The organism is Stappia indica (assembly GCF_001696535.1).
GTDB lineage: Bacteria > Pseudomonadota > Alphaproteobacteria > Rhizobiales > Stappiaceae > Stappia > Stappia indica.
The window spans coordinates 179,928-204,426 of record NZ_MBQE01000001.1; the positions used below are offsets into that span (position 1 = coordinate 179,928).

The 24,499-nt window shown below is 67.6% G+C and carries 22 protein-coding genes; 15 read left to right on the forward strand and 7 right to left on the reverse strand.

Annotated elements, in window-relative coordinates; all coding sequences use genetic code 11:
- Positions 1-15: 15 nt before the first annotated feature.
- The 15 genes from BBX35_RS00850 to BBX35_RS00920 all read left to right on the forward strand — a co-directional run bounded on the left by BBX35_RS00850 (position 16) and on the right by BBX35_RS00920 (position 17,594).
- Entirely contained in the window at positions 16-741 is a 726-nt protein-coding gene (locus BBX35_RS00850; protein WP_067214950.1) for a CDP-alcohol phosphatidyltransferase family protein, read from the forward strand.
- 131 nt (positions 742-872) lie between these two features.
- Positions 873-1,850, forward strand: coding sequence for a quinone oxidoreductase family protein (locus tag BBX35_RS00855; RefSeq protein ID WP_067214952.1), 978 nt, complete (start codon positions 873-875; stop codon positions 1,848-1,850).
- Between the two features lie 9 nt (positions 1,851-1,859).
- Entirely contained in the window at positions 1,860-2,801 is a 942-nt protein-coding gene (locus tag BBX35_RS00860) for a LysR family transcriptional regulator (RefSeq protein WP_067214955.1), read from the forward strand.
- Between the two features lie 120 nt (positions 2,802-2,921).
- Positions 2,922-3,275 (forward strand): hydroxyisourate hydrolase, encoded by a 354-nt coding sequence (gene uraH / locus BBX35_RS00865; RefSeq protein ID WP_067214957.1) that lies wholly within the window; start codon positions 2,922-2,924, stop codon positions 3,273-3,275.
- Between the two features lie 3 nt (positions 3,276-3,278).
- Complete coding sequence (xdhA, locus tag BBX35_RS00870; protein WP_067214960.1) at positions 3,279-4,766, forward strand: xanthine dehydrogenase small subunit; 1,488 nt, start codon at positions 3,279-3,281, stop codon at positions 4,764-4,766.
- The gene (gene xdhB, locus BBX35_RS00875) at positions 4,756-7,095 is read left to right on the forward strand and encodes a xanthine dehydrogenase molybdopterin binding subunit (protein ID WP_067214962.1); all 2,340 of its coding nucleotides are present in this window, start codon (positions 4,756-4,758) and stop codon (positions 7,093-7,095) included. Before xdhA ends, xdhB begins: the two co-directional genes overlap by 11 nt.
- Positions 7,095-8,114 (forward strand): xanthine dehydrogenase accessory protein XdhC, encoded by a 1,020-nt coding sequence (gene xdhC, locus BBX35_RS00880; RefSeq protein ID WP_067214965.1) that lies wholly within the window; start codon positions 7,095-7,097, stop codon positions 8,112-8,114. Before xdhB ends, xdhC begins: the two co-directional genes overlap by 1 nt.
- 19 nt (positions 8,115-8,133) lie before the next feature.
- The gene (locus BBX35_RS00885; RefSeq protein WP_067214967.1) at positions 8,134-9,714 is read left to right on the forward strand and encodes an ABC transporter ATP-binding protein; all 1,581 of its coding nucleotides are present in this window, start codon (positions 8,134-8,136) and stop codon (positions 9,712-9,714) included.
- Complete coding sequence (locus tag BBX35_RS00890) at positions 9,704-10,783, forward strand: ABC transporter permease (RefSeq protein WP_067214969.1); 1,080 nt, start codon at positions 9,704-9,706, stop codon at positions 10,781-10,783. The genes BBX35_RS00885 and BBX35_RS00890 overlap by 11 nt, the downstream gene beginning before the upstream one ends.
- Before the next feature lies 1 nt (position 10,784).
- Positions 10,785-11,705, forward strand: a complete 921-nt coding sequence (locus BBX35_RS00895; RefSeq protein WP_067214972.1) for an ABC transporter permease — start codon at positions 10,785-10,787, stop codon at positions 11,703-11,705.
- Between the two features lie 107 nt (positions 11,706-11,812).
- On the forward strand, positions 11,813-12,880 hold the full coding sequence (locus BBX35_RS00900) for a BMP family ABC transporter substrate-binding protein (protein ID WP_067214974.1): 1,068 nt from the start codon (positions 11,813-11,815) through the stop codon (positions 12,878-12,880).
- A 193-nt stretch (positions 12,881-13,073) separates the two neighbouring features.
- Complete coding sequence (locus tag BBX35_RS00905; RefSeq protein WP_341871200.1) at positions 13,074-13,676, forward strand: helix-turn-helix domain-containing protein; 603 nt, start codon at positions 13,074-13,076, stop codon at positions 13,674-13,676.
- A 10-nt stretch (positions 13,677-13,686) separates the two neighbouring features.
- On the forward strand, positions 13,687-14,229 hold the full coding sequence (locus tag BBX35_RS00910; protein ID WP_067214979.1) for a GNAT family N-acetyltransferase: 543 nt from the start codon (positions 13,687-13,689) through the stop codon (positions 14,227-14,229).
- Between the two features lie 415 nt (positions 14,230-14,644).
- Entirely contained in the window at positions 14,645-16,603 is a 1,959-nt protein-coding gene (locus BBX35_RS00915) for a diguanylate cyclase domain-containing protein (protein ID WP_171901368.1), read from the forward strand.
- A gap of 82 nt (positions 16,604-16,685) precedes the next feature.
- The gene (locus BBX35_RS00920) at positions 16,686-17,594 is read left to right on the forward strand and encodes a hypothetical protein (protein ID WP_141687794.1); all 909 of its coding nucleotides are present in this window, start codon (positions 16,686-16,688) and stop codon (positions 17,592-17,594) included.
- Positions 17,595-17,647: 53 nt separating this feature from the next.
- Here BBX35_RS00920 and BBX35_RS00925 read toward each other — a convergent pair whose 3' ends face one another.
- The 7 genes from BBX35_RS00925 to BBX35_RS00955 form a co-directional block, all read right to left on the reverse strand.
- Positions 17,648-18,184 carry a regulatory protein RecX gene (locus tag BBX35_RS00925; RefSeq protein ID WP_067214987.1) on the reverse strand — a complete coding sequence of 179 codons (537 nt, stop codon included), beginning with the start codon at positions 18,182-18,184 and terminating at the stop codon, positions 17,648-17,650.
- Entirely contained in the window at positions 18,181-19,005 is an 825-nt protein-coding gene (locus tag BBX35_RS00930) for an MBL fold metallo-hydrolase (protein WP_067214990.1), read from the reverse strand. Before BBX35_RS00930 ends, BBX35_RS00925 begins: the two co-directional genes overlap by 4 nt.
- Before the next feature lie 5 nt (positions 19,006-19,010).
- Positions 19,011-19,811: a TatD family hydrolase gene (locus BBX35_RS00935; RefSeq protein WP_067214992.1), complete on the reverse strand. Its 801-nt coding sequence runs from the start codon at positions 19,809-19,811 to the stop codon at positions 19,011-19,013.
- Entirely contained in the window at positions 19,811-21,376 is a 1,566-nt protein-coding gene (gene metG, locus BBX35_RS00940) for a methionine--tRNA ligase (protein ID WP_067214994.1), read from the reverse strand. The genes BBX35_RS00935 and metG overlap by 1 nt, the downstream gene beginning before the upstream one ends.
- A 75-nt stretch (positions 21,377-21,451) precedes the next feature.
- Entirely contained in the window at positions 21,452-22,525 is a 1,074-nt protein-coding gene (locus tag BBX35_RS00945; RefSeq protein ID WP_067214997.1) for a DNA polymerase III subunit delta', read from the reverse strand.
- Positions 22,522-23,193: a dTMP kinase gene (gene tmk, locus BBX35_RS00950; protein ID WP_083205952.1), complete on the reverse strand. Its 672-nt coding sequence runs from the start codon at positions 23,191-23,193 to the stop codon at positions 22,522-22,524. Before tmk ends, BBX35_RS00945 begins: the two co-directional genes overlap by 4 nt.
- Positions 23,186-24,394, reverse strand: coding sequence for a D-alanyl-D-alanine carboxypeptidase family protein (locus tag BBX35_RS00955; protein ID WP_171901369.1), 1,209 nt, complete (start codon positions 24,392-24,394; stop codon positions 23,186-23,188). Before BBX35_RS00955 ends, tmk begins: the two co-directional genes overlap by 8 nt.
- Positions 24,395-24,499 lie beyond the last annotated feature (105 nt).

A 24,499-nucleotide genomic window follows, 5' to 3' on the forward strand; every position in this document is an offset into this window, starting at 1 on the left:
GTGGCAAAGGGAAAGATGGCGGATCTCGACGCTGGCGTTGCGGACAGGCTGAAAAGCGCGCATCCGCTGTTCCTCATCCATGTGTTGACCGCCCTTGGCGCGCCCATCGCGCTGCTGGCGTTGCTCGCCGGTTCGCGCGGCGACTGGACGATGCTTTTCGTCTGGCTCGGCATCGCGCTCGTCATCGACGGGATCGACGGCCCGCTCGCCCGGCATTTCGACATTGCCCGCCGCATGCCGCAATGGCCCGGCGCCTCGCTCGACTTCGTGATCGACTACGCGACCTATGTCTTCCTTCCGGCCTTCGCGCTTGCCGCCAGCGACATGCTGTCCACACCGTGGAACTGGATCTGCGGCGGTCTCGTGGTGTTCACCGGCGCGCTCTATTTCGCCGACAACGGCATGAAGCAGCCGGACGGCTCGTTCAAGGGCTTCCCGGCGGGCTGGAACATGGTCGTCTTCGGCCTGATGGTGCTGTCGTCCTCGCAGGTCTTCACGGTGATTTTCGTGGTGGCGCTGTGTGCGCTGACCTTCGCGCCGATCCGCTTCGTCCATCCCGTGCGCGTGGTACGCTGGCGTCCTCTGACGCTCGCCGTGACGCTTCTGTGGTTCGTGGCCGCCGGCTTTGCCATTGCCGATGGCATGTCGGCCGAAGGACCGGTGAAGTGGCTGCTGGCCGCGACCAGCATCTATCTGCTCGGCGTCTCGGCCCTGCACCAGCTGCTCGAACGTCTGCGCTGAGGCTTCCGCTCCAGCCGCGCGCAAACGCCTGAAAAAGCAAGGCACCATCATGCGAAAGGGGGTTGCCGCCGCAGGCGGGGCCGCCCATCATCCTGCTCACGATCGAGAACCAATCCCGACGGGAGCGAAACATGGTAAAAGCAATCAGGGTGCATGAGACCGGTGGACCGGAAGTCATGCGCTGGGAAGATGTCGAACTCGGCAACCCGGGCAAGGGCGAGGCGCGCATCCGCCACACCGCCGTCGGCCTCAACTTCATCGACATCTATTTCCGCTCCGGCCTCTATCCGGCGCCGGCCGGCTTGCCCTTCACTCCGGGCAACGAGGGCGCGGGCACCGTCGTCGCGGTGGGTGAGGGCGTGACCCACGTCGCGCCGGGCGACCGGGTGGCCTATGTCGGCCCGCTCGGCTCCTACGCGGAAGAGCGTCTCATTCCGGCCGACCGTCTCGTAAAGATCCCGGACGGGGTCGACGACAAGACCGCCGCCGGCATGATGCTCAAGGGCATGACCGCGCGCTACCTGCTGCGCAAGACCTACAAGGTGACCTCTGACACCACGCTGCTGTTCCATGCGGCCGCGGGCGGCGTCGGTCTCATTGCCGGCCAGTGGGCAGCCAAGCTCGGCGCCACGGTGATCGGCACGGTCGGGTCGGAGGAAAAGGCCGAGCTTGCCAAGGCGAACGGCTACACCCACGTCATCAACTACCGGACCGAGAACTTCGTGGAGCGCGTGCGCGAGATCACCGGCGGCAAGCTGTGCGACGTGGTCTACGATTCGGTCGGCAAGGACACCTATCCCGGCTCGCTCGACTGCCTGCGTCCGCTCGGCATGTGGGTGTCGTTCGGCCAGTCGTCCGGCCCGATCACGGACTTCAACCTCGGCCTGCTAGGGCCGAAGGGCTCGCTCTTCGCCACCCGGCCGACGCTCTTCACCTACATCGCCTCGCGCGCCGACCTGGAGGAGACCGCAAACGATCTCTTCGACGTGGTGCGCTCGGGCGACGTCGAGATCGCGGTGAACCAGGAGTACAGGCTCGCCGACGCCGTGAAGGCGCATGAGGACCTGCAGGGGCGCAAGACCACCGGAACCACCGTTCTCGTGCCCTGACCGCGAGCCATGGATCGATCCCGCTCCCTCTACGGTCCGGCGCTGCGCTATTTCGCAGCCGTCGCCAGGTCCGGGTCGATCCGCTCCGCGGCACGCGAGCTGAACGTCGCCTCGAGCGCCGTCAACCGGCAGATCCTGTGGCTGGAGCAGTCGCTCGGCCACACGCTGTTCGACCGGTTGGCGCGCGGGGTGCAACTGACGCCCGCGGGAGAGATCCTGCGGGCGCATGTCCTGCGCACCTTCGCCGACCTTGAGGCAACGCTCGGCGATCTCGATGCCCTGACCGGCATGCAGCGGGGCACCGTGCGCATCGCCAGCGTCGAAAGCGTCACCGAAAGCCTGCTGCCCGATGTGGTCGCCGCCTTTCGCCGCCACTATCCCGGCATCCACCTGCACACCGTCCTGACCGGATCGGAGCAGGTTGTGGAGGCCATCATCGCCGGCGAGGCGGATGTCGGCTTCGCCTTCGAGCCGCCGGACGATCCGCGGCTGGCGGTCGCCTTTCACCGGGATCTGGAGATCGGGGCCGTGGTGCGGCCCGGCCATCCGCTGACGCAGCTGGCGCGCGTGTCGCTCGCCGACTGCCTTTCGCATCCGTTCTGCTTTCCCTCGACTGACCTGTCGCTGAGAAAGCGCCTCGACATCGCTCTGTCGGATGGCGGCTTTCCGCCCGGCGCCTTCGTGGAGGCGAACTCGCTGAAGCTGATGCGGGAGCTGACCCGCCGCGACGATACCGTCGCCTTCCTCACCACGCTCGGCCTGGAGCAGGAGCTGGTCGACGGGTCGCTGGTCTTCCTGCCGCTGGCGGATCAGCCGTTGAAGCGCGACCGCTTCACCATTCTGACCTCGGCGCATCGCAGCCTCGGTCACGCGGCACGCGCGTTCTTCGAACATTCGATGGACGCATTGCGAGCACGCCTTGCCATGATCGATGCCAATTCGGCATCATAGAGGGCGAAAATATCTTCTGGTCGCGGCGCTCAAGCTGCTGCACCCTTTCAAGGCATGCACAAAGCGTGATCACTTGGAGGCGGCAAGCGAACGCGCAACAGCACGCATGGAAGGGGGACCATGGGACGACTGACCACGCATGTCCTGGACACCGCGCTCGGCAAGCCGGCAGCGGGCCTGTCACTGACGCTCTGGCGCGAGGAGGCCGGCGCGTTCCGGCACATCCGTTCCGCCGTGACCAATTCCGACGGCCGGGTCGACGCGCCGCTGCTGGAGGGCGAGGCCTTCCGCGCGGGCGTCTACGAATTGCGGTTCGAGGCAGGCGCCTATCTCGCCGCCTCCGGCGCAAACCTGCCGGACCCGCCGTTTCTTGATATCATTCCGCTGCGCTTCGGGATTGCCGACGAGGCCAGCCACTATCACGTACCGCTGCTGCTCTCAGCCTTCGGCTATTCCACCTATCGCGGGAGTTGAGCAATGCGTGAGGTCGTCCGTTTCCTGCAAAATGGCCGTGTCGTCGAACTGGCCGACGTGCGGCCGACCGAGACCGTGCTCGACTATCTGCGCCTGCGTCGCGGTCTTGTCGGCACCAAGGAAGGCTGCGGCGAGGGCGACTGCGGCGCCTGCACGGTCGCGGTCGGGCGACTGGTCGAAGGATGCCTCGTCTACCAGCCGGTGAACTCCTGCATCCAGTTTCTCGGCATGCTCGACGGCGCCGAGCTGGTGACGGTGGAGGATCTGGCCGAGAACGGACAGCTTCACCCCGTCCAGCAGGCGATGGTCGACCATCACGGCTCGCAATGCGGCTTCTGCACGCCGGGCTTCGTAATGAGCCTCTTCACGCTCTACCACGCGCCGGAAAAGCCGGCGACGCGCAAGACGGTGACCGACTGGCTGGCCGGCAACCTCTGCCGCTGCACCGGCTACCGGCCCATCGTCGATGCCGCGCTGGAGGCCTGCTTCACCGAGATCGACGACACTTTCTCGCGGCGCGCGGACGAGAGCATCGCCGCATTGCAGGCGATGGAGCAGGACACGCGCGACGTCTTCATCGCTCAGGAGGAGGGCGGTTTCTTCGCAGCACCCGCCTCGCTGGATGCACTTGCCGCGCTTGCCGAGCGCCACCCGCAGGCAACGCTCGTCGCCGGGGCGACAGATGTCGGTCTTTGGGTCACCAAGCAGCTCCGCGAGCTGCCGCAGGTGATCTGGCTCGGCCGGGTGCGCGATCTCGACCGCATCGAGGACACGCCCGGCGGCGTGCTGATGGGGGCGGGCACGACCTTCGCCGCCGCGCATCCCTACATGGCGAGGATCGATCCCGACCTCGGCGAACTCTGGCGACGCATCGGCTCGCGGCAGGTGCGCGCCTCCGGCACCGTCTGCGGCAACATCGCCAACGGCTCCCCCATCGGCGACAGTCCGCCGGCGCTCATCGCCCTCGGCGCGACCATCGAGCTGCGGCGGGGCGAGGACTCCCGCACACTGCCGCTGGAAGCCTTCTTCATCGACTACGGCAAGCAGGACCGCGAACCAGGCGAGATCGTCACCGGGCTCTATGTGCCGCGGCTCGATCCGAACCACGCCTTCCGCTGCTTCAAGATCTCCAAGCGCTTCGACCAGGACATTTCATCCGTCCTGTGCGCCCTGCGGGTGACGCTGGCCGACGGCACGATCACCGAGGCACGGCTCGCCTATGGCGGCATGGCGACGACCCCGAAACGCGCGGAGATCGCCGAGCTCGCCCTGATCGGCGCCCGGCCCGACCGCCCGTCCACCTGGGCGGCGGCGCTGAAGGCGCTGGCGGACGATTTCGCCCCGATTTCGGACATGCGCGCCAGCGATGCCTATCGCAAGGAGGTGGCACGCGCCTTGCTCGCCAAGGCCCTGGTGGAAATTGGCGGCACGCCGGACGAACGCACGAGGGTGAGCGGATTGCGCAGCGGGGAGGTCATCCATGCAGCCTGAGAGCGGCGAAAAGCCCCTTGGCGCGGCTGCGCTCGCCAGCGTCGGCCAGTCCCTGCCGCATGACAGCGCCATCCGTCATGTCAGCGGCAGCGCGGTCTATGTGGACGATATCCGCGAGCCGGCCGGCACGCTGCATGTGGTGCCCGGTTGGGCACGTGATGCGACAAGAGGCAGGATCCTTTCGCTGGATCTCGATCCGGTGCGCGCCCATCCCGGCGTCGTCGCGGTTCTCGGCCCGTCCGACGTTCCGGGCAAGAACGACGTGTCTCCGGCACTCGGCGACGAGCCGATGTTCGCGGACGAGGAGATCCTGTTCTGGGGCCAGCCGCTCTTTGCCGTCGTTGCGACGACGCGCGAGGCTGCGCGCCACGCGGCCCGCAAGGCGCGCATCGAGGTGGAGGACCTGCCGCCGCTGCTGACCGTCGAGGACGCGCTGGCGGCGGACGAGACGGTGCTGCCCGACTACCAGTTCCGCAAGGGTTCGCCCGAGACCGGTCTCGCGACCGCCGGCCACCTGATGGAAGGCTCGCTGCGCATCGGCGGGCAGGAGCATTTCTATCTCGAGGGCCAGGTGTCGCTGGCGGTGCCCGGCGAAGACGGCGACATGTTCGTCCACACGTCCTCGCAGCATCCGAGCGAGACGCAGCACATCATCGCCCGCGTGCTCGCGGTGCCGGACGCGGCGGTGACGGTGGAGGTGCGCCGCATGGGCGGCGGCTTCGGCGGCAAGGAGTCCCAGGCGAACCACTGGGCGGCGATCGCGGCCATCGCCGCACGCGCGACCGGACGTCCGTGCAAGCTGCGGCTCGACCGCGACGACGACATGATCATGACCGGCAAGCGGCACGACTTCCGCGTCGACTGGAAGCTCGGCCACGATGCCGAAGGCCTGTTGCGGGTGGTCGACATGCGGCTCTTTGCCCGCTGCGGTTACTCCGCCGACCTGTCGCTCGGCGTGGTCGACCGGTCGATGTTTCACGCCGATTCCAGCTACTACTATCCCGACGCGATGATCCATTCGCGCCGGCTCAAGACCCATACCTGCTCCAATACCGCCTTTCGCGGCTTCGGCGGGCCGCAGGGCATGCTGGCCGCCGAACGGATGATGGACGCCCTGGCGATCCGCCTCGGGGTCGATCCGCTGGACCTGCGCAAGCGCAACTTCTACCGCGAGGGGCGGGACGTCACACCCTACGGCATGAAGGTGGAAGAGCACGCAACGCTGCACGCCATCGTCGAGGAACTGGAAGAAAGCTCGGACTATCGCCGGCGCCGGGACGAGATCGCCGCCTTCAACGCGTCCAGCCCGATCCTCAAGAAGGGCCTGGCGCTGACGCCGGTGAAGTTCGGCATCTCCTTCACGCTCAAGCACCTGAACCAGGCCGGTGCCCTGGTGCATCTCTACACCGACGGCTCGATCCATCTGAACCACGGCGGCACCGAGATGGGGCAGGGCCTGTTCCAGAAGGTGGCGCAGATCGTCGCCGAGGAATTCGGCGTCACGCTCGACAAGGTGAAGATCACCGCGACCCACACCGGCAAGGTGCCCAACACCGGGCCGACGGCCGCCTCCTCGGGCACGGATCTCAACGGCATGGCCGCCAAGATCGGGGCCGAGACCATCCGCGGCCGCCTCGTTGCCTTCGCCGCCGAGCGCTATCAGGTCGCGCCGGACGCGATTTCCTTTGCCGGCAACCGTGTGCAGCTCGGCGAGCGCTCCATGACGCTCGGCGAGCTCGCCCGCGAGGCTCATCTGGCACGCATCCAGCTGTCGGCGGCGGGCTTCTACGCCACGCCCAACATCACCTGGGACCGCCCCAGCGCCTCGGGCCGGCCGTTCTTCTACTTCGCCTATGGCGCCGCCTGCTCGGAAGTGACCGTCGACACGATGACCGGTGAAATGCGGGTCGATCGCGTCGACATCCTCCACGACGTCGGCCACTCGCTCAATCCGGCCATCGATATCGGCCAGATCGAGGGCGGCTTCGTGCAGGGCATGGGCTGGCTGACCACCGAGGAACTGGTCTGGGACGACCGGGGCCGCCTGCGCACGCACGCTCCCTCCACCTATAAGATCCCGACCGCCTCCGACGTGCCGGAGGACTTCCGGGTGGCGCTCTATGCCTCGGCCGGCAATCCCTCTCCCACGGTCTACCGCTCCAAGGCGGTCGGCGAGCCGCCGGTCATGCTGGCGATCTCCGTCTTCAGCGCCATCCATGACGCGCTCGCCAGCCTCAACCCCGGCGCGATCCCGGATCTCGATGCCCCGGCAACGCCGGAGGCGATCCTGCACGCCGTCCTGTCCATGAAGCGGAGCAGGGCCGGCTGATGCGCAACCCCTGGAGCGCCGTTCGCGATCTGCTGGAGCGCCATGGCCGCTGCGCCATGGTCAGCGTGCTGGCGCTGCAGGGCTCGGCACCGCGCGAGGTCGGGGCACGCATGGTGGTGGCGCCGGACGGATCGTTTCACGGCACCATCGGCGGCGGCACGCTGGAATACGAGGCCATCGCCATGGCGGCCGCGCAAGCGGCGGACGCGACCTCGGCCGATGCGCTGAAACTGCGGACTTTCACGCTGGGGCCCGACCTTGGCCAGTGCTGCGGCGGCCGCGTGACGCTGGCGGTGGAGAGTTTCTCGGGCGCACGGTTCGACGAGGCGCGCTGCCTCGCGGAGCTTGCCGGGCGCGGCGGCTTTGCGACCCGCGCAGCCATCGGCGCGCAGGGAGAAGTCGGCCCGCGCGAGATCGTCGCCGGCGAAGACACGGTGGATGCGCCTCTGGCCCTATCCGCCGGCCTGCTGGAAGAGCGGTTCGCCGCCGGCGAAACCCGTCTCGTCCTGTTCGGGGCCGGCCATGTCGGGCGTGCCATCGTCCTGGCGCTGGCCAGTCTGCCGTTCCGCGTCACCTGGGTCGACAGCCGCGCCAATGCCTTTCCCGCCCATGCCCCGCGCAGCGTCGAAGCCCGCCACCTGAGCGACCCGACCGCGCTGTTCCGCGAGCCGGCAAGCGGTCACGCCCGCCCGGCCGAGGTGCTGATCATGACGCACGACCATGCGCTCGATCTGGCGATTGCCGATGCGGCGCTCCGGGCGCCCGGCATCGGCGGCGTCGGCATGATCGGCAGCGCGACCAAGGCGGCGCGCATGGTCTCGCGGCTGCGGGCGGCCGGTCACGGCGAGGAGGCGCTGGCGCGCTTCCGCTGTCCCATCGGCATTTCGGGAATCGCATCCAAGGAGCCGGCCGCCATCGCCATCTCCGTTGCGGCCGAACTCATGCTTCGCCGCGAACAGGCAGGAGCTTTCCACAACAAACGCGGCGGCAGGCTTGCGGGGGGAATGAGGCTCGTATGATAACGCTGCGGGGGAAGCGATGACAGCCACGACACCGACAGATCCGCCCGCAACAGGCCGTGAGAGACAGGGCGAAATCCTGCTCGAGGCCAGGGGCATCAGCAAGCGCTTCGGCGAGGTTCTCGCCAACGACACGGTGTCGCTGACGCTGCGTGCCGGCGAAATCCATGCCTTGCTCGGCGAGAACGGTGCCGGCAAGTCGACCCTCGTCAAGATCCTCTACGGTGCGCTTGAGCCCAACGGGGGCACGCTGCACTGGCAGGGCAGGGAAGTGACCATTTCCACCCCCGCCGAGGCGCGCCAGCTCGGCATCGGCATGGTCTTCCAGCATTTCTCGCTGTTCGAGGCGCTGACGGTTGCCGAGAACATCGCGCTCGCTCTTCCCAAGGGCACCGCCATGCGCGAGCTCTCCGCGCGCATCCGCGACGTCTCGCGCGACTACGGCCTGACGCTCGACCCGGACGCCATCGTCGCAGACCTTCCCGTCGGCATCCGCCAGCGCATCGAGATCGTCCGCTGCCTGCTGCAGGAGCCGCGCCTGATCATCATGGACGAGCCGACCTCGGTGCTGACGCCGCAGGAGGCCGACCAGCTGTTCCTCACCCTGGAGCGGCTCACCTCGGAAGGCTGCGCGATCCTCTACATCTCCCACCGGCTGGAGGAGGTGAAGCGCATCTGTCACCACGCCACCGTCATGCGCCACGGCAAGGTCATCTCCGAATGCGACCCGGCGCAGGAGACCGCCGCCTCGCTGGCGCGGATGATGGTCGGCAGCGCGGTGCACGATCTCGACCGCGGTCCGCGGCCCGAGGCCGGCGCGGTTCGGCTGGAGCTGCGCGGGCTGTCCGCTCCGGCGGACGGGCCCTTCTCCGTCGCTATCGACAATGTCGATCTGAAGGTCCGCGGCGGCGAGGTCGTGGCGATTGCCGGCATTGCCGGCAACGGCCAGGGCGAGCTTTTCGACCTTGTGTCGGGCGAGCGCCTGTCCGCCGCCGACGCCGTGCAGATCGACGGCCAGTCGGCCGGGCGCAGCAGCATCACCGCCCGTCGGCGGGCAGGCGCTGCCTTCGTGCCGGAAGAACGGCTCGGCCATGGCGCAGTGCCGGGCCTCAGACTGTCGGAGAACATCGTCCTGACCCGCCACTCCACAGGGGACGGTCTGGTGCGCGGCGGCTTCGTCGACCGCGACCGGTCTCGGCAGCTGGAGCAGCGGCTGAAGAGCAATTTCGACGTGCGCATGTCTCACGACGATGCCGAGGCACGCGCCCTGTCCGGCGGCAATCTGCAGAAATTCGTCATCGGCCGGGAGCTCGACCGCCGTCCGGGCGTGCTGGTCGTGAACCAGCCGACCTGGGGCGTCGATGCCGGCGCCGCAGCGCTCATCCGGCAGGAGCTCATCGACCTCAGCCGCCAGGGATCGGCCGTCGTGGTGATCAGCCAGGATCTCGACGAGATCTTCGAGATCGCCGACCGCATCGCCGTCATCTCGCGCGGCCGGATGTCGGACGCCGAGCCGGCGGAGGCCATGACCCGCGAGCGCATCGGCCTGCTCATGGGCGGGATGGATGAAGGGCAGGGAGGTGCGACCCATGCGGCTTGAGCTGGAAAAACGCGCCGAACACTCGACCGCGATGGCGCTGCTGTCGCCGGTGATCGCGCTTGCCCTGACGCTCGTCAGCGGCGCCATCCTGTTCGCGGCCCTGGGCCAGAACCCGGCCGAGGCGCTCTACGTCTTCTTCATCGAGCCCCTGACCGCCTCCTGGTCGCTGCAGGAGCTGGTGGTCAAGGCAACGCCCCTGATCCTGATCGGCGTCGGTCTTGCGGTCTGCTACCTCTCCAACACCTGGAACATCGGGGGCGAGGGCCAGTTCACGGCAGGCGCCCTTGCCGGCTCGATCCTGCCGATCCTGTTTCCCGATTTCCAGACCCCGTTGACGCTGCCCCTGATGCTGCTGATGGGCATTGCCGGTGGCATGGCCTGGGCGGCGATTCCGGCCTTTCTGAAGGTACGCTTCGGCACCAACGAGATCCTGACCAGCCTGATGCTGGTCTATATCGCGCTGCTCCTGCTCGATTGGCTGGTGCGCGGCCCCTGGCGCGATCCGGACGGCTACAACTTCCCCGAAAGCCGCATCTTTTCCGATGCAGCATCGCTGCCGGCTCTGGCCGACGGGCGCATGCATGTGGGCGCGATCTTCGCGCTGATTGCGGTCGCAGCGCTCGCCGTGGTGCTGATGAAATCGCTCAAGGGCTTCGAGATCCGCGTCCTCGGCCAGGCGCCGCGGGCAGGGCGCTTTGCCGGCTTCTCGCAGAACAAGATGGTATGGTTCGCCTTCCTCCTGTCGGGCGGGCTGGCCGGCCTTGCCGGCATCAGCGAGGTCTCCGGCTCGATCAACCAGCTCACCCCGGTGATTTCGCCCGGCTACGGCTTCACGGCGATCATCGTGGCCTTTCTCGGCCGGTTGAACCCCGTCGGCATCCTGTTTTCCGGCCTGCTGCTGGCCCTGTCCTATCTCGGCGGCGAGGCTGCGCAGGTGGCGCTTGGCATCTCCGACAAGACCACCCGCGTGTTCCAGGGCATGCTTCTTTTCTACGTGCTTGCCTGCGACACGCTGATCCTCTACCGGATCCGGCTCGGCGGACCCGCCGCCACGGGGAAGGGGGCCTGACATGGGTGCGTTCGAAGCGATCCTCCTGACCGTCATCACTGCGGCGACGCCGCTGCTGCTCGCCGCCATCGGCGAGCTGGTGGTGGAGCGGTCCGGCGTTCTCAATCTCGGTGTCGAGGGCATGATGATCCTCGGCGCGGTGATGGGCTTTGCCGCCGCACAGGCCACCGGCTCTCCCTATGTCGGCGTGCTGTGCGCCATGCTTGCCGGCATGGTTCTGGCGCTGCTCTTCGGCTTCCTGACCATCCATCTCGTCGCCAACCAGGTCGCCACCGGCCTGGCCTTGACGCTGCTCGGCCTCGGCCTTGCCGGCATGATCGGCGAGGCGTTCGTCGGCCGGCCGGGCGTGAAACTTCAGGCGATCGAGATCCCGGTGCTGAGCGACCTGCCGGTGATCGGTCGGGCGCTGTTCGGCCAGGACCTCTTGGTCTACGTGTCGCTGGCGCTGGTCGCGGCGGTCTCCTACGTCCTGTTCCGCACCCGCGCCGGTCTGGTCATCCGCGCGGTCGGCGACAATCACGGCTCGGCCCACGCGCTCGGCGTTTCGGTGCGCAAGGTGCGCTATCTTGCGGTGCTGTTCGGCGGCGCCTGCGCCGGTCTGGCCGGCGGCTACCTGTCGCTGGCCTACACCCCGCAATGGGTCGAGGGCATGACCGCAGGCCGCGGCTGGATCGCGCTGGCGCTCGTCGTCTTCGCCACCTGGCGGCCCTTGCGGGTTCTGGCCGGTGCCTATCTCTTCGGCGCGGTCGGCATCCTGCAGTTCCATGCCCAGGCGCATGGCGTCGGCGTTCCCTCGCAGCTGCTGGCGGCCTTGCCCTATGCTGCGACCATCGCAGTGCTTGTGATCATTTCGCGAAACCGTATCCTGACCCGTATCAACACGCCGGCCTGCCTCGGCAAGCCGTTCGTGCCGGACCGGTGATGCGCTGACCAGCGGGCGCGGACGGGGCAGCCCCCATCCGCCACCTGCCATCTTGAAAGCCGGCGAAACTCCGGCGGGGGCTGCAACAGGGGACACAGGAGCAGGAAATGAAAAAAGTTCTGGGGTTGGCGGCGGCTGCGCTGCTCGGCTTCGGCATTGTCGGCGCCGAAGCGGCCGACAAGCTGAAGGTCGGTTTCATCTATGTCGGTCCGATCGGCGACCACGGCTGGTCCTACCAGCACAACCAGGGCCGTCTCGCCATCGAGAAGGAATTCGGCGACAAGATCGAGACCGTCTACATCGAGAACGTCTCTGAAGGCCCGGATGCGGAGCGCGCCATCGAGCGCCTGGCACGCGACGGGGCAGGGCTCATCTTCACCACGTCCTTCGGCTTCATGAACCCGACGCTGAAGGTCGCCGAGAAGTTCCCGGACGTGAAGTTCGAGCACGCCACCGGCTACAAGCGTTCCGAGAACCTCTCGACCTACTCCGCCCGCTTCTACGAGGGCCGCTACGTCATCGGCCAGATGGCAGCGAAGATGTCCAAGACCGGCACCGCCGGCTATGTCGCCTCCGTGCCGATCCCGGAAGTGGTGCGCGGCATCAACTCCTTCATGCTGGGCGCGCAGTCGGTCAATCCGGACTTCAAGGTCAAGGTCGTGTGGGTGAACTCCTGGTATGACCCGGGCAAGGAAGCCGACGCTGCCAAGGCGCTGCTCGACCAGGGCGCTGACGTGATCTCCCAGCACACCGACAGCCCGGCACCGCTGCAGGTCGCCGAGGAGCGCGGCGCGGTCGGCTTCGGCCAGGCGTCCGACATGATCGCCTTCGCGCCGAAGGCGCAGCTCACCGCCATCGTCGACGACTGGAGCGCCTATTACATCCGCCGCGTCCAGGCCGTGCTCGACGGCACCTGGAAGAGCGAGGACGTGTGGGGCGGCTTCGACAAGGACATGGTCGTGATGGCTCCCTTCACCAACGTTCCGGAGGACGTTGCCAAGGAAGCCGCGGCGACCGCCGAGAAGATCCGTTCGGGCGAGTTCCATCCCTTCACCGGCCCGATCTTCAAGCAGGACGGCAGCGAGGCAGCGGGCGAGGGCATCATCATCGATGACGGCACGCTCCTCGGCATGAACTGGTACGTCAAGGGCATCGACGACAAGCTGCCGAACTGACCTTCGGCCTGTCGCCATCCACCAAAGCACCGCGGGCCGGGGGAGCGATCTCCCGGCCCGTTTCTTTTGGCCCACCCGCTCTCGCCGCCGTGTTCCGGGTTTCGCGAAAGGCATTCGGTTGCAAAATGGCGGGGCGCCGTGGATCGGGATCGCAGCAAAGGGCAGGGAGGTCCGATCACGGCACTTACGCGCGGTGAACACTGCTGCAATATCCCATATATGGGATTATATCCCTCATATGGACAGGATTGACCGACACAACACGGCACTTGCCGACCATTTGCGCTCCCTGAGGGCGGATCGCGGGCTCACCCTTCAGGAATTGGCGGAAAACAGCGGCGTGAGCCGCGCGACGCTCTCGCGTATCGAGAACGGGGAGGTCAGTCCGACGGCCGAAACGCTCGGCCGCATGGCGTCGGCCTTCGGCCTGCCGCTTTCCCAGCTTCTCGCGCCGCTGGAGCCGGAGTTTCCGCCGCTTCTTCGCCGTGCCGACCAGAGCATCTGGTCGGATCCCGAAAGCGGCTTCACCCGTCGGTCCGTTTCGCCGCCCAGCAGCGGGCTGAAGCTGGAAATCATCGAATGCGAGATCGCGCCCGATCAGCGCATCTCCTACGACCGTCCGGCGGTCCCGGGCCACGAGCATCATCTTGTGATGATCGCGGGAAGGCTGACCCTCACAGTCGATGGGGAGCGCCGAGACCTGTACCCGGGCGACTGCCTGCGCTATCGGCTGTTCGGGACCACGGTCTTCGAGACCGCAGAGCATGGCGCGCGCTATCTCATCGCTCTGGCCTGAGGATCCTCGAATGGAACCGCATATTCTCCAGCTCGACGGTTCGGCCATCGAGGCGAACCTTGCTGCGCTGTCGCGCATCCTCGTCGACAGCGTCGCCGGCGGGGCCGCTATCGGCTTCATGGCGCCCGTATCCGCACAGCAGGCGACACTATTCTGGCTGGAGGATGTCCGGCCGGCTGTCGAGGCCGGGTACCGGATCGTGTTCGGCGCAAGGCGGGACGGCGAACTCCTCGGCACCGTGCAGCTTCTATTGGCCATGCCGCCCAACCAGCCGCATCGCTGCGAGATCGCCAAGATGATCGTCCATCCGCACGCGCGACGCCTCGGCATCGGCCGAGCTCTGATGCACCGCGCTCTGGAGCGCGCACGCCAGCTCGGCAAGACGCTGGTGACGCTCGACACGCGCACCGGCGATGTCGCCGAGCCGCTCTATGCCTCCGTCGGGTTCGAGGTTGCCGGCATCATCCCGGACTATGCCTTCGACCCGGACGGACGGGCACGTCACGCCACCACCTACATGTACTGCCGACTGGGATCCGAAGCGGCAGCCTGACACGGCGTTCAGAGCTTTGCCGCACCAGCAGTCGCCCAACGCTGCGCCGGCATGTGCCGGCACCAGCGCGTGAGGGCATGAGCGAAACCCAACCGGCACCATCAAGCATCGATCCGGGGGAGCCGGCCGACAAGAGCTGGAGACGCCGCCGGGCCGGGCTTCGCTCCAATCCTCACCGTCATATCGCTAATTCGCATAAGATATATTATGGAACTTTTATGTTGAGCTGAAATCAGGCGAGCGACCGGGCCTGCGACCTCGCGTCTTCTGCGGATCGTGCCCGGTGTGGCACGAATGCCGGCCACGGGCGCAAAATCGATAAAATTGTCATGTTGTCCGCGCCGATGACGAGACATCCGTCATCGCTTGTAGTTATGTAGATTTGAAATGATCGGTCTTGCGGGGGTCTGATGCATTGCCGTTGAACAAGCAGGTCGCGTCGAGGCACGCCGGCATCAACACGCATCTCGTCGTTCTGGTGCTGGTCTGTCTTCTGCCCATTCTCGTGATCTCCGGATATGCAGCCTGGCGTACGGGCGCAGCCTATCGGGACACCGCGACCTCCCGTTTGAGCGAAACGGCACTGACCATCCGCAATGCCATCGAGTCCGAGATCGAAAGCCGCTTCACCGTGCTCAGCACGTTCGCGACGTTGTGGTCGCCTGGCACGCTGAGCAATCGTCTGATCCTGCAAGGCAGCCGCTACGACGGTATCGGACTTGATGGGATGATCGAGGTCATTGAGTTTGAAGCCGGCCAGCCGAAGACGCGTGCCAGCGAACAGGTGCTGGCCATCGCTCGCCAGTCCTTCGAGCGGAACGTGCCTCTTGTCTCGAACCTTGTGCTGGGAACGAACGCGAGAGACTACCGTGTCCATCTGGCGCTGCCGGTGTCGAGCAACAAAACGCCCCCGCGCGTCTTCGTTCTTTCCCTGCCTCCTCGGCAGTTGATCCGGACGTTGCAGCCCGGCGGCGAGCAGGTCTCCGGCATTCTCATCGCCGTCACGGACGGCAACGGACTCATCCTCGCGCGCTCCCGCGATGCAGAGCAGTCCGTCGGCGTGAAGGCCCCCGACTGGGACCGGCTGCAGTCCGTCGCCCTCGATGGCGGCCTGTTCGAAGCCAGGACGACCGAGGGCCTGGATACGGTCATGGCGTATCAGCGGATCAAGATGACGCCCGGCTGGACCGCCGTGGTCGCCGAGCCGCTTGAGGTGTTCAATGCCCGTTGGCAGACGCCGCTGGCCGGCCTTCTGCTCGGATCGGCGCTGGCGGCGGCATTGGCCATCGTCCTGGCCATCCATATCGGCCAGCTGATCCGGCGGCCGGTACAGGCGCTGGCGGCGCGCAGCCTGGCCATCGCCAGCGGCGACGGCGGCAACAACGGCTTGTCCGCGCCGATCCCGCCCTCGAGGATCCGTGAATTCGAGATGCTTCGGCTCAGTTTCGAGGCGGCGGAGGCCGCGCGGCGCGAGAACGAACGCCGGCTGCACACGGTCGCCAATGCCGGCGCCCTGGTCTTCTGGCGCTGGTCGGCCGATGGAGATCTGCTGTCCGTGGAAGGCTGGGAAAAGCTGACCGGCATGCCCGACAAGGACGCCCTCGGCGTGTCGTGGATCGAGCAGGTTCATCCCGACGATCAGGAGCGTGTCGCGCGCGCCATCAGCCAGAAGAAGAGCGGCACGCTCGACTATTTCGACATCGAGTTCCGCCTGCGCGTCGCGGACGGGCGCTGGCTGTGGGTGCGCGATCGCGGCGGTCCGGTGCTGGACGACAACGGCAACGTCATCCAGTGGGCCGGCGTGCTGGAGGATATCGACGCGCGCAAGCAGGACGAGGCGCAGATCGCCTACATGGCGATGCACGACGCCCTGACCGGGCTCGGCAACCGGGTGCTGCTGCGCGACCGGCTCGAGCTGGCGACAGCGGCGGCCAGCCGCGGGGTGACAAGCGCCCTGCTCGCGCTCGACCTCGATTTCTTCAAGCAGGTCAACGACACGCTCGGCCATCCTGCCGGAGACGAGGTCCTGCGGCAGGTGGCGGCGCGCCTGTCCGGCTGCGTGCGCGAGGTCGATCTTGTGGCCCGCATCGGCGGCGACGAATTCGCCATCCTGCAGCATGGCGCGTCTCAGCCGGAAGCGGCAAGGACTCTTGCCGAACGGCTCGTCGCGGCCGTCTGCGCTCCCTACACGGTGGACGGACAGAGCATCGTCATCGGCGCCAGCATCGGCGTGGCGCTCATCACTTGCGGCAACATCACCGCCGACGACCACATGCGACGGGCCGACAAGGCGCTGTACCTTGCCAAGGCGGAGGGCCGCGGCCGCATCGCCGTCTTCGACGAGCTCCCGGTCGCGATTCCACAGGAAGGCTAGGCTGCCGGCCCGGATGCGCCGGGCTTGCCCCGCGCGTCCGGAGCCCGCTACCCTTGCCCTGTTGATCCTCGGAGTTTTCAATATGCCTTTTCCGTTTCCCCGACTGCTCGTCCGTTCCCTTGCCTGCCTGTCGCTCTTTGCATTCGCGCCGCTTCCCGCCCTGGCCGACTTGCAGTCGGTCCTGCAGCGGGAGCGGACGGAACTTGCCGAGATGTGCGGGGCGACCATGCAGTTTCTCGAGGGCTTTGCGAGAGAGGCGAATGTCGATGGCAATGGGGCGCCAGACATCCTCGTCGACTACGGCCAGTTGTCCTGCGACGGCACGCGCATGATGTTCTGCGGCTCTGCCGGCTGCACCCAGAAGATCTATCTCGGCCGCGCCGACGGCTCGCACGCCATGGTCGCCGAGTTTCTCGCCTATGAGCTGCGCTTCGACCGCCCGTCCGAAGGCACCTTCCTTGCCGTCCTGCATGGCGGGTCCTGCGGGCGCGCCGGCGTGGAAACCTGTTTCCAGCGCTATGCGCTGAGCGGTGAGACGGTCGAAATGTTGCAGGAAGAGCCGCGCGACCGCTGGTCCTTCGCGCCAGCCCCCGTGCCGTCGGCGACACTGGCCACTTCGCAGGGCGACAGCCTGCGCCTCGTCTGCGACGGCGGCTCGCTGCGCATCCAGTATGGTCCGACCTGGATGTGGGAAGAAAACGGCTCGGTCAGCCAGCACGCCCGCGACCTGGCGGGAGCGCAAAATCGCCTCGAGATCGAAATCGAGGTGGATGGCGGTCAGCCGACGGCGGTGCCTTTCATGGTCGAGGAGACGGCCCGCGTCCTGCAGTCGCCGACGCTTGCCCCGGGCCAGCCGTTCTTTGCCGCGCTCATGCAGGGCAGCTTCGTCGAGCTTCACCTCGGCGGTTCGCTGGAGCACTTGCGCAGCTTCACGCTCAAGGGATCTTCGAAGGCGGTCGGCAGTCTGCTGCAGGCCTGCGGTAAAGGCTGAGACAGGGGGCTGAAGACAAAGTGAGGAAAGAGCACCCGAGCCACCTCCCCGATCTACCCCTGGTCCTCTTCCAGCTCCGCGCCGTCCCGCGCGTCCACCACCTTGCGCGCCACCGACAGCGAGAAGCCCTGCCGGCACAGCGCCGCCATCTCCTTGCGCAGCCGGTCGGGATCGGCCTCGCCCCGACGCCAGGGCCCGAAGCGGCGCTTGCGCGCGGCGATGCAGGCGGCGGTGAGGTCGTCGCTGTCCTCCTGCGCCATCAGCTCTTCGGCAAGTTCCTGCTCGATGCCCTTGGCCGCCAGCACCGCGCCGATCCGCCGGGCCGAGCGGCCCTTGCGTCGTTCGGAGGCGATGCGGGATTCCGCAAAGAGCCGGTCGTTGACGAGACCGGACGCGGCGCAGCGCGCCACGACGGCCTCGATCATCGCATCGAAATCGCCAGGATCGAGTTCGAGTTCGCGCGCCGCGCGCATCACCTTGCGCTCGAGCACCCGTTTCAGGTTCTCGCGGCTGGATCCGTAGCGGTCGAGATAATGGAGCGCCGCCTTCATCAGCCGCTCTTCGGTCGGCGGACGGGCGGCGCGCGTCATGGCGCGGCGTCGAGGCTTGCCGAGAACCGCAGGCCGTCATAGGCCGGGATCACGCCCTCGGGCAGCTCCGCTTCCAGCGTGCGGTAGTCGAGATCGACATGCATATTGGTCAGGATCGCCTTGCGCGGGCGCATGCGGGCAATCCACTCCAGCGCCTCCGACAGCGAGAAGTGCGAGGGATGAGGCGTACGGCGCAGCGCGTCGATCACCCAGGTGTCGAGTCCTTCGAAACCCGGCTGCACAGCCTCCGGAATGTCTTTGACATCAGGCAGATACGCGACATTTCCGAAACGGAAGCCGAGTGCTGCGATATCGCCGTGCTCGACCTCCAGCGGCAGGAACGGGATCGGCCCGCCGGCCCCTTCGATCACGCCCGGCGTGCCGGCGGTGATGCGGATGTCGCGCAGGATCGGCGGATAGCTCGAGCCCTGCGGCGTTGCGAAGCCGTAATAGAACAGATCGTGCGCCCGGTGCGAGGTGACCGCGTCCATATGGACCGGGATCAGCTTGCGGTGGGTGATCGCCAGCGGCCGCAGGTCGTCGATGCCGTGCAGGTGGTCGGCATGGGAATGGGTCAGCAGCACCGCATCGAGATCCGTGACGCGGGCATCCAGAAGCTGCTGCCGCAGGTCAGGCCCCGCATCCACCAGAACGCTCGTGGTGCCGTTCGGTCCCTTGCGCTCCACCAGCATGGCGCAGCGCATGCGCCGGTTGCGCGGCTCGTTCGGGTCGCAATCGCCCCAGATATTGCCGACGCGCGGCACGCCGGCGGACGAGCCGCAGCCCAGGATGGTGAAGTCGAGCCGGGCGCCGTCCGTCATCGCTCTCAGCCTTCCTGCTCTAGGTGCCGCGGCACCCGCGAGAACAGGCGGAAGAAATTGGCGGTGGTCTGGCGGGCCATCTCGGCCTCGCTCATGCCCTTCGTCTCCGCCAGCACCTTGTTGGTATGCGCCACATAGGCCGGCTCGTTGCGCTTGCCGCGCCAGGGCTGCGGCGCCAGATAGGGCGCGTCCGTCTCCACCAGCAGCCGGTCGGCCGGCAGCTCGGCAGCGATCGCCCGCAGCTCGTCGGAGCGCTTGAAGGTGACGATGCCGGAGAACGACACGTAGAGCCCCAGCTCGATACCGGTCAGCGCCAGGTCGCGCCCGGAGGAGAAGCAGTGCAGCAGGGCAGGAAAGGCCCCCTTCTCCGTCTCCTCGCGCAGGATCGCGGCCATGTCGTCGTCCGCATCGCGCGAATGGATCACCAGCGGCAACCCGGTCTGGCGCGCGGCAGCGATGTGCCGGCGCAGACCCGCAGCCTGCGCCTCGCGCGGCGCCTTGTCGTAGAAATAGTCGAGCCCCGCCTCGCCGATGGCGACGACCTTCTCGTGTGCCGACAGGCGCACCAGATCGTCGGTCGTCACGGCCATCTCGGCCTCCTCCCCCGCATTGTGGGGATGGGTGCCGACCGAGCAGAACACGTTGTCGTAGCGCTCCGCGAGTGCGCGGATCGTGTCGAACCGTGCCACCCGCGTCGAGATCGTCACCATCAGGCGGACCCCGGCCTCGCCGGCCCGGGCGATGATCTCATCGCGCTCGGCGTCGAAGTCCGGGAAGTCCAGATGGCAGTGGCTGTCGACCAGCATCACGCGGCTCCGCCGGCCGGCGCCTCGGCCTCGACATAGCGCGGGAAGACGCCCTCGGGCTTGGGCAGTTCGGCACCGGCGGCAAGCCGCCCGCCCGCTCCCAGCCGGTCGAAGCCGCGCGCATCCGCCGGCACCGCCAGGAGATCGAGCAGCTTGCCCGCGCTCGTCGGGATCACCGGCTGCGCCAGGATCGCGACCTGGCGGATCACTTCCGCGGTGACGTAGAGCACCGTCGCCATGCGCGCCGGGTCGCTCTTCTTCAGCGCCCAGGGCTCCTGCGAGGCGAAATAGCGGTTGGCCTCGGCGACGCAGGCCCACACCACCGACAGCGCCTGGTGGATTGCCTGGCGCGACATCGCCTCGCGCGCACCGGCAAGCATCGCATCGGCCTGGCCCAGAATGGCCTCATCCTCGGCCGTGAAGGCGCCCGGCTCCGGCAGACGCGCCTCGCAGTTCTTGCCGATCATCGACAGCGAGCGCTGCGCCAGGTTGCCGAGGTCGTTCGCCAGATCCGCATTGATGCGGTTGACGATGGCCTCGTGGCTGTAGTTGCCGTCCTGGCCGAAGGGCACTTCGCGCAGGAAGAAGTAGCGCACCTGGTCGAGGCCGTAATGGTCGATCAGCGCGAAGGGGTCGATCACGTTGCCGACCGACTTCGACATCTTCTCGCCCTTGTTGAACAGGAAGCCGTGCGCGAAGACCCGCTTCGGCAGCTCGATCCCCGCCGACATCAGGAAGGCCGGCCAGTAGACGGCGTGGAAGCGCACGATGTCCTTGCCGATGACGTGCAGGTTCGCCGGCCAGTAGCGCCAGCGCGGGTTGTTCTCGTCCGGAAAGCCGGCGCCGGTGATGTAGTTGGTCAGCGCATCGACCCACACATACATCACGTGCCGCTCGTCGTCGGGCACGCGCACGCCCCAGTCGAAGGTGGTGCGCGAGATCGACAGGTCCTTCAGGCCGCGGCTGACGAAGCTGATCACCTCGTTGCGGCGCTCGTCCGGGCCGATGAAGTCCGGATTGGCCTCGTAATGGGCGAGCAGGCGGTCCTGATAGGCCGACAGGCGGAAGAAGTAGCTCTCCTCCTCGACCCATTCGACCGGCGAGCCCTGCGGGCCGTAGCGCACGCCGTCGGCGCGCAGCTCCGTCTCGCCTTCCTGGTAATAGGCCTCGTCACGGACCGAGTACCAGCCGGAATAGCTGTCCTTGTAGATGTCGCCATTGGCCGCCATCCGGCGCCAGATCTCCCGGCTCGCCTCGTGGTGGCGCGGCTCGGTGGTGCGGATGAAATCGTCGTTGGAACAGCCGAGCGCCGCCGCCATGTCGCGGAAACGCGTGGCGTTGCGCTCCGCCAGATCCTCGACCGGGATGCCTTCCGCACGCGCGGTCTGCAGCATCTTCTGGCCGTGCTCGTCGGTGCCGGTGAGGAAGAACACGTCGCGGCCGTCGAGGCGCTGGAAGCGCGCGATAGCATCCGTCGCCATGCTCTCGTAGGCGTGGCCGATATGCGGCGCGCCGTTGGGATACGAGATGGCAGTGGTGACGAAGAAGGGCGATCGATCGGTCATGGCCTGTCAGAGGGTCCGGATTACAGGTGGCGGCCCGAATGGGCGTTCCAGAAGTCGAGTGCGAGGCGGCGGGCGTCAGGCCCGCGCGGTTTCGGCAAGATCGCGCAAGGTGTTGAGCACGATCTGCTTCCTGTCGAGATTGTAGGCATCCGCCTCGCGCGCGGCGCGGCTGGTCTTTTCCCATACCTCGCTCAGCCTGACAAGGCGCTGGAGGCTGCCCTGCCCGGCCTCGCCGAGGCGGGTATGCAGGTGGTCGGCCACCAAGTCCTGAAACAGGCTCCAGGCGTCGTCCGCGCCGTTGCGCGATACCTGGTCGGCAAGGTCGTGCGCGGCGGCCGCATCCAGCCGCGGCAGGCCGGCCATCAGCTTCGCGAAACTGTCGGCGAGATCGATGGAATCGCCCTCGGCCAGCTTGATCGCCTTGCGCAGGCTCCCTTGCGCCAGATCCGCCGCCCGCGCCGCGATCCGGTCCGCCGGATCGGCGACGCCGAGGTCACCGAGCCCGGCCAGCACCTCCTCGCGCGACAACGCCCGCATGTGGAGCATGCGGCAGCGCGAGCGGATCGTCGGCAACAGCCGCCCCGGCGCATGGGACAGGACGAGGAACAGGGACCGTTTAGGCGGTTCTTCAAGAACCTTCAGCAAGGCATTGGCTGCATTGACATTCATGTCGTCGGCCGCATCGACGATACAGATCCGCCAGGAGCCTTCCGAGCCCGTCGATCCGAAGAACGGCACCGTCCGGCGGATCTCGTCCACCGTCAGGTCCTGCTTGATCTTGTCCTTGGCCTTGCGTTTGGGATCGTACGGCCGGCGCAGGTGCAGCAGCCCGGGATGGGCGCCCGCCGCGATCTTGCGAAAGTCCGGATGCCCGGCCGGGATTGCACAGTCCGGCGCCTCGGCAACGGCCGGGGTGGCCGGGTCGGGATGCGCCAGCGCGAAGCGGGCGAAGCGGAAGGCCAGCGTCGCCTTGCCGATGCCCTTCGGCCCCGCGAGAATCCACGCATGGTGCATGCGGCGCGAGCGATAGGCGGACAGCAGCTCCGCTTCCGCCTCGTGGTGGCCGATCAGCCTGTCGCGCTCGCGCGGCAGCGGCACATCCTCGATGGCATCGGCTTCCGTCAGCAGCGGATCGGCCAGGTCGTTCATGTGCGTGCGCCCTCGCCCTGCAGCAGGCGCGCGGAGACCGCCCGCCAGATCTCCTGCTCCACCTCGTCCTGCGTCTGCGTCCCGTCGATGACGAGGAACCGCTCCGGCTGGCTGGCCGCCAGTTCCAGGAACAGCTGCCGGCGCCGGTCGTGCACGCTTTCCCCTTCGGTCTCGAACCGGTCGGGCTGCGGCGCGGCACCGGCCGAGCTGCGCGCGGCAACCCGGGCGATGCCGATCTCGGCCGGCACATCGACCAGCACCGTCAGGTCCGGCCGGCAACCGGCGACGGCCAGTGCCTCCAGCCGGTCGAGGAAAGCCGTGTCGACGCCCGATTCCCCCTGGTAGACGCGGGTGGAATCGGCGAAGCGGTCGCACAGCACCCAGTCGCCACGCGACAGCGCCGGCTCTATCGTCGTGTCGACATGGTCGGCACGAGCGGCGGCGAACATCATCGCCTCCATCTCCGGGCCGAGATCCTTGATCCGGCCGCCCAGCAGCAGCCGGCGAATGGTTTCCGCGCCGGGCGAGCCGCCGGGCTCGCGCGTCACCATCACCTTGACGCCGGCCCCTTCCAGCCGCTTGCGCAGCCGCTCGATCTGGGTCGACTTTCCGGCCCCCTCGCCGCCCTCGAAGGTGACGAAATGCCCGCGCACCAAAGGCTCACTCATCGAGCCACCATCCGAACAGCGTCTCCTTGACGACGTCGGCCGCCCGGCTGGTCACAGTGCCGGCTTCGGCTGCGCCGCCGGTCAGCAGCGGCGCGCGGTAGACGACGTCGTTGTCCTTCAGCACCCGCAGCTCACCCACTTCCGTGCCTTCGCGCACCGGCGCCGGCAGCGGACCGTTGTAGATCGCCCGCAGCCGATAGGCATGGCGGTCGCCGCGCGGCAACAGGATCTCGACATCCTCGCGCACCACCAGCGGCACCGCGCCGATCGCTCCGCCGAAGACGCGTGCCTCTGTCACCGTGTCGCCGGCGGAAAACAGCACCACGTCCTCGAAATCCTTCTCCAGGCTGTCGAACAGGCGGCGCAGCGCCTCCTCGCGCTTGTCCGCATCCGGATAGCCCGCGACGATGCCGATCAGCCGCCGGCCGCTGCGTTCGGCAGAGGCGACGGCGTTGAAGCCGGCCCCCTTGGCAAAGCCCGCCACCAGCCCGTCGACCCCCGCGACCTCGCCGATCAGCGGGTTCTTGTTGCGCTGGAAGATGCCGTTCCAGGTGAAGTCCGGCGCGCTGAACAGCGCATAGCGGTCGCTGTGGCGGGTCAGCACATAGTCGGCGAGCCGGGCCATGTCGCGCGCTGTCACGTAGGCGTCCTGCGTCTCGTAGCCGGTCGGATTGGCGAAATTGCTGCTGGTCAGGCCGATTTCCGCAGCCTTGTCGTTCATTCGCGCGGCAAAGGCCTCCTCGCTGCCGGCGAGCCCTTCCGCCAGCACGATGGCCGCGTCGTTGGCGTTCTGTATGATCAGCCCGCGCAGCAGGTCGATCACCGGCACCTCGCTGCCGAGGCGCGCAAACATGGTGGTGACCCGGGCCGGCGCGCCGCCGCTGCGCCAGGCATGCTCGCTGACGGTGAAGACCGTTTCCTCGGTCAGTTCGCCGGCCGCCAGCGCGTCGAAGACGACCGCAGCCGTCATCAGCTTGGCCGAGGAGCCGGGCTGATAGCGCACGGTCGGATTGCGGCTCGAAAGCAGTGTGCCGGTGGTGATGTCGAGAAGCAGTGCGGAGGTGTTGTCGGGGGCGCCCGCCTCCTGCGCGCGGGCAGTGCCCGGCGGCGCGGCAAAGGCCAGGGCGAGCGTCAGCAGCCCGGCCGCGGCGACGCGCATCAGGCGCCGAGGCAGCGCGCCCGTGCGATTCCCTCTCCGCATTGCGGCTCCAGCCGTCATTCCCTGCTCTCCGCGTCCCGGCCCGATGTCCTCGCCATGGCGAGAACATACAGGCTCGGACGGGTCAAGCCTACCTGTGCCTTGAGC